Source organism: Shinella granuli (assembly GCF_004341885.1).
In the GTDB taxonomy this organism is placed as follows: Bacteria; Pseudomonadota; Alphaproteobacteria; order Rhizobiales; family Rhizobiaceae; genus Shinella; species Shinella granuli.
This window is the reverse complement of sequence record NZ_SLVX01000068.1, coordinates 1-4,679: the sequence shown is the minus strand read 5'-3', so window position 1 is coordinate 4,679 and position 4,679 is coordinate 1. Positions and strand designations below refer to the sequence as shown.

Annotated in this window: 4 protein-coding genes; all 4 read left to right on the top strand. The window is 55.3% G+C overall.

What is annotated here, in order from left to right; genetic code table 11:
- The first annotated feature begins 161 nt into the window (after window positions 1-161).
- The 4 genes from EV665_RS31745 to EV665_RS32755 all read left to right on the top strand — a co-directional run bounded on the left by EV665_RS31745 (window position 162) and on the right by EV665_RS32755 (window position 4,662).
- Window positions 162-2,414, top strand: coding sequence for a TrlF family AAA-like ATPase (locus tag EV665_RS31745; protein ID WP_133037234.1), 2,253 nt, complete (start codon window positions 162-164; stop codon window positions 2,412-2,414).
- A gap of 4 nt (window positions 2,415-2,418) precedes the next feature.
- Window positions 2,419-2,940: a hypothetical protein gene (locus EV665_RS31740; protein ID WP_133037233.1), complete on the top strand. Its 522-nt coding sequence runs from the start codon at window positions 2,419-2,421 to the stop codon at window positions 2,938-2,940.
- A gap of 138 nt (window positions 2,941-3,078) precedes the next feature.
- The gene (locus EV665_RS31735; protein ID WP_133037232.1) at window positions 3,079-3,873 is read left to right on the top strand and encodes a hypothetical protein; all 795 of its coding nucleotides are present in this window, start codon (window positions 3,079-3,081) and stop codon (window positions 3,871-3,873) included.
- A gap of 432 nt (window positions 3,874-4,305) precedes the next feature.
- On the top strand, window positions 4,306-4,662 hold the full coding sequence (locus tag EV665_RS32755) for a hypothetical protein (protein WP_210234719.1): 357 nt from the start codon (window positions 4,306-4,308) through the stop codon (window positions 4,660-4,662).
- Window positions 4,663-4,679: the final 17 nt, after the last annotated feature.

Below are 4,679 nucleotides of genomic sequence, written 5' to 3'. Positions count from 1 at the left end.
CGCGCTGACACCAATGATGGTGGCGGCATAATCGAGGCGGAAATCCACTTAGCGAAACGCCCGAAGCTGTTCAGACAAACCGAGCCACCTCTATCGGCGAATGCGGAATCCATGATGACTTACAAGATTCGCCTACCGGATCGAAAGACTGTGATGAACTGATGACGGCCTGCACTAAACGCTGGGGCGGGATTCCGATAGCTGCTCACGTTTGCTCGGCTGGTGGGCTACTGGCAACCTTGCGCGGGCAGCCTGCCATTAAGGCCTGGCGACACGAGCACCTTCACGCTTCCTGCCTACCAGGGCCGGTCGACCAAGCTCCGGATAACCACCGCCCGATTATCCAGAATCGCAACGTGGACTATGTACGGGAGCGTCCCATCGCCGTGGTGAACGCTCAGGACGTGAGTTCCCCTTCGATGGCTGCGGCGCCGGGGGCGAGTTGCTGGATCAAAATGGCATCGGTGTCGGTTGAGGGCCTGAAGCAAGCCTTCCTCGATCCAGTTTCGCGTATTCGCCTCGTCTCTGACGATGAGCCCGAGGATCACAGCGAATTGGTGGCAATTGCATGGGAGGGTGGCTTTCTTGACGGTATCGGCATTCACTTTAACGACAGTCTGAATGTTATGATCGGCGGTCGCGGGACCGGGAAGTCTACAATCATCGAAAGCGTTCGCTTCGTGCTTGATATCCCGCCCCTTGGCGAAGAAGCCGCGAAGCTGCACAAATCCTTTGTAAGCCATGTTCTTGGAGCTGGAACAAAGGTGTCGTTGCTACTGCGCTCACATACACCCTCGCCGCGAGAGTACCTGATCGAGCGCACAGTTGGGAATCGCCCAACTGTGACGGATTCGTCTGGAGAGCTAACAGAACTTTCGACTCGCGATGTGTCTGCCGGGATCGAGATATTCGGGCAGCACGAAATATCCGAGCTTGCCCGCAGCCCTGAACGTCTAACGGGGCTTCTCGACCGCTTTGTTGACTCCACTGTCAGCGATACGGTCATACACAGCGAGATCCGTAATCGTCTTAGCGACACAAGGACTGATATCGCCGGGATCGAGATGCAGCTCGCACGGATCGACGAGGAGCTTGCCGCACTTCCGGGGCTTCGTGAAACTCTAAAGCGTTATAAGGACCTTGGCCTTGAGGACAAGCTAAAGGACAAGAAACAAATCGTCGCTGAAGAGGGGATTCTCAAAGCCATCGATGGTATTGTCGATGATGTACAGGAAATGCGCGATGCTTTCGGCGAAGATTATATCCCCGATGTTTCCCGTTTAGAAGAAGATGGTCTTAAAGACCTTGGCGGCGCGGAAATCCTTCGCAAGCTCAAGCCGCATATCGAGATACTCAAAACCGAAATCGCTGCAGCTCTCGCCGCACTCGATCTCGCGATTGCGAAAGCGCGGACCGGCCTGCAGGACGTACAGACGGAATGGAACGGGCGCAGCGCGCAGGTTGAGGATGCGCATCAGAAGACGCTGAGGGAGCTCGCCAAAGATGGCATTGACGGAAGCGAATATACTTCTGTGCTGCAACGGATTGAGCAGCTTGAGCCAAAAAAGCTCCGCCAGGCGAAGTTGGCGGAAGATTTGAAAGCAGCGAACACAGAACGCCGCAAAGCCTTAGAGGAATGGGAAGATACCAAATCGGCCCAGTTCCGCTCACTAGAACGTGCGGCAAAAAAGGTCAGCCGTAAGCTTGGTGATCGGGTTAAGGTCAGTGTGACCGCGACAGGCGACCGGGCTGCGCTTGAGGAGCATCTGCGCACGCTCGGGGGACGTGTGTCGGACATGGTGCAGTCGCTAAGCAGGCAGCAGCCGCTTTCCATGCGCGCGCTGGCCCAAGCCTGCCGGGAAGGCAAGGAAGCAATTGTGCAGAGTTTTCCTATGCCGCCTGCACAGGCGGAGAAGCTGATAGGCGCGAACTCGTCATTCATCATGGAGCTGGAAGAGATCGATCTGCCCGCGACGACAACTGTGCAGCTCAATGTCGCTCGCGAAGGTGCTCCGGCTGTATGGCGGACATTGGATGAACTATCCACTGGGCAGAAGGCTACCGCTGTTCTTCTGCTTCTCCTCCTGGAATCGCCCGGGCCACTGCTGATCGATCAACCGGAGGATGACCTGGATAACCGTTTTATCACCGATGGCATCGTTCCGCAGATTAAACGGGAGAAGCGGCGGCGCCAGTTTGTCTTTGCAACTCACAATGCGAACATTCCGGTTCTGGGCGATGCTGAACTCATTGCGGCGCTGGAGCCTGCAGAGTCCTCGGATGGATCGGATGTTCATCTGCCAGACCGAAACCTCGGTTCGATCGACTCGGACTATGTGCGCGAACTAGTTGGGGAAACCCTTGAAGGCGGTAAAGCTGCCTTCGAAATGCGACGACTGAAATACGGGTTCTGATGCTATGGTGAAACGAGTAAGTCTCGGAAGAACGAAGACCGAGAAGAAAAAGAAATCCTACTCCAAGGCTTCAGATGACGAGAAAGTCGCGCGCAACTGGACTAAGGCGCTCGGGCTGTATGAACGCGAAGAGTGGTCAGTCGCGATACTTCGCTGCGCGACTTGTCTTGAGCTGATGGTCAACTTTGCGATTCGACAAGAGCTTGTAACGGAAAAGAAGTTGCCTCTGCAATTCGTCGATAAGCTTCTTCAGAATGCCAACGGCATCCACAACAAATACCAAAACCTCTATCTGCCGATCATGGCTCAGTATGAAGAACACGATGATCTGAAGCGCTTATGGAATCAGCGCATCGTCAAGGTGAATGCCGAGCGCAACAAGATTGCACACCAGGGCGAATTTCGGAATTGCCAAGCTGCAAGGACTGTCCTGCAGGATACGTCTTTTACCCTGCGTGAGGTGATGGGTCTCTATGGATACGGTGATGAACTGGCACCTTTCGTCGACCCTGAGGACTCCGAGTGAGCCAGATCTCACCGGAGATTCAGTACCAAAGCGGGATGCCCGCTGCGCCCGATTCCACCGCCGCCTATAGGATGAAGGCAACAGATGACCCCAGACGAGGAAAATGCGGGGCAAAGATAATTTCGAGGGGGGACTAATTTGGCGCTCACACATTTCTTTAATAATCCGGTCAATTCGGTCACGCGAGAGCGGCTGTTTTTCCACAGGCTTTATTTTGACATTAAACTGGCGGCAGTGCGCGCGAATTACCCTCTCAGCATATTCGAGCCGGAAGTCGATCGCGACAAATTCGATATAGTCCTGGATGACGGGGATAACGAACGGCGAATTCAGCTCAAAACGTTCACGAAATCATCCGGCACAACACAATGGTCAAGCAGCAAGAGGTTTATGAGACCTGATTTAGTCTCCGGCGAAAAGCTGAACATAGCGCCTATGGACTGTGGTTTGGGCGGCGGCTTCATTCTGATCGAGATTGATGATTCGATTGATGATGCCCCGGTGTCATATTTTTACACAGATCGATCTTTGATTTCCGGGTTCGCGTCCGGACTTCTGGTGGATGAAAGTCCCGCACCGACAGGCCGTGGCCGCAGGCCGGAGGCAAGGCGGACAATTGCAGAAGCTTTTCTCTCATTGTTGGCAGACGGAGACCCCCACGATCCCATTCAAATACACAAGAAACTCTTCGTACGGCTGCAATCACCCGACGCACTACTGTCGATAGCGGGGCTGCACAGCACTCGGGGTTGTTACCTTCCTTCTGATCATTTTCTTGATGCGGAAATCAGAGGAATTAATGCAGACGGGAAAGGTGTTGCTGTCAGGGGAGCTGACGCCACGGTTGTTGCGACCGTCCACGCACGCATGTTGGACATAGTTGCGCTCTTGGAAGAACCTGCTCTGCACGCATTTCTGCGTAACGCGAGCTAGTATTAAAGGGCGATTACAACAACATACGAGTTCCCAGTTTCATCCTCTCCGGCGCGCCATATAATTATTGGAATAGTTTATTTATCAAACTTCGCTTGAGCGGCATCTCTCCGCCTTTGCTCGATCTGCGGTCTGGATTTGCCGACAAAGAGCATCTTCCTGACACCATTTGTCAGGGCTGAAGAACAATGAGCTGAACCGGTCCTAATCCGTCGATCTCTTCTGCATCTTCGCGCACGGCGGGACATGTTTCGCCAGCCGCTCCTCCGTCCGGCGCTCGCGCGATTGATTGGACGGGATTTCTGACGAGTGATGTCAGACTGGCCGGCTTTTCGGACGGGTTTGCGTTCGATAAGGTGTGTCCGCAATCTTCCCGATCCCGGTCCCGGGCCCCTCCGGAACGCTGCGGCGATCATGACGATGGTGCCGAGCATGGACCAACGACTGCTACGCTACATCTGGACGCATACGCGGCCGCAGCAGTTCTGGCTTCTGGCGGTGGTGCTGGTCTCGATGGTTCCGTATTTCCTGGCCTTCGACCTGCCGCGCCAGATCATCAACGGCCCGATCCAGGGCGGCGGTTTCGAGGTGGCGGGCGCGACGCAGCCCTTCATGCGCGTCGTCGTGCCCCTTCCCTTCCTCGGTTCCACGGTGCTCTTCCCCGGCATCGACGTCGGCCGCAGTTCCATGCTGTTGGGACTGAGCCTCATCGTAAGCGGTCAGCCGATGGCGTCGGGCTTGAAGTTCCATGGCATCAGGGCTTCGATGTCGGCGGCCGGCCAGCCTTGAGCGATGCGGCGTAGGGT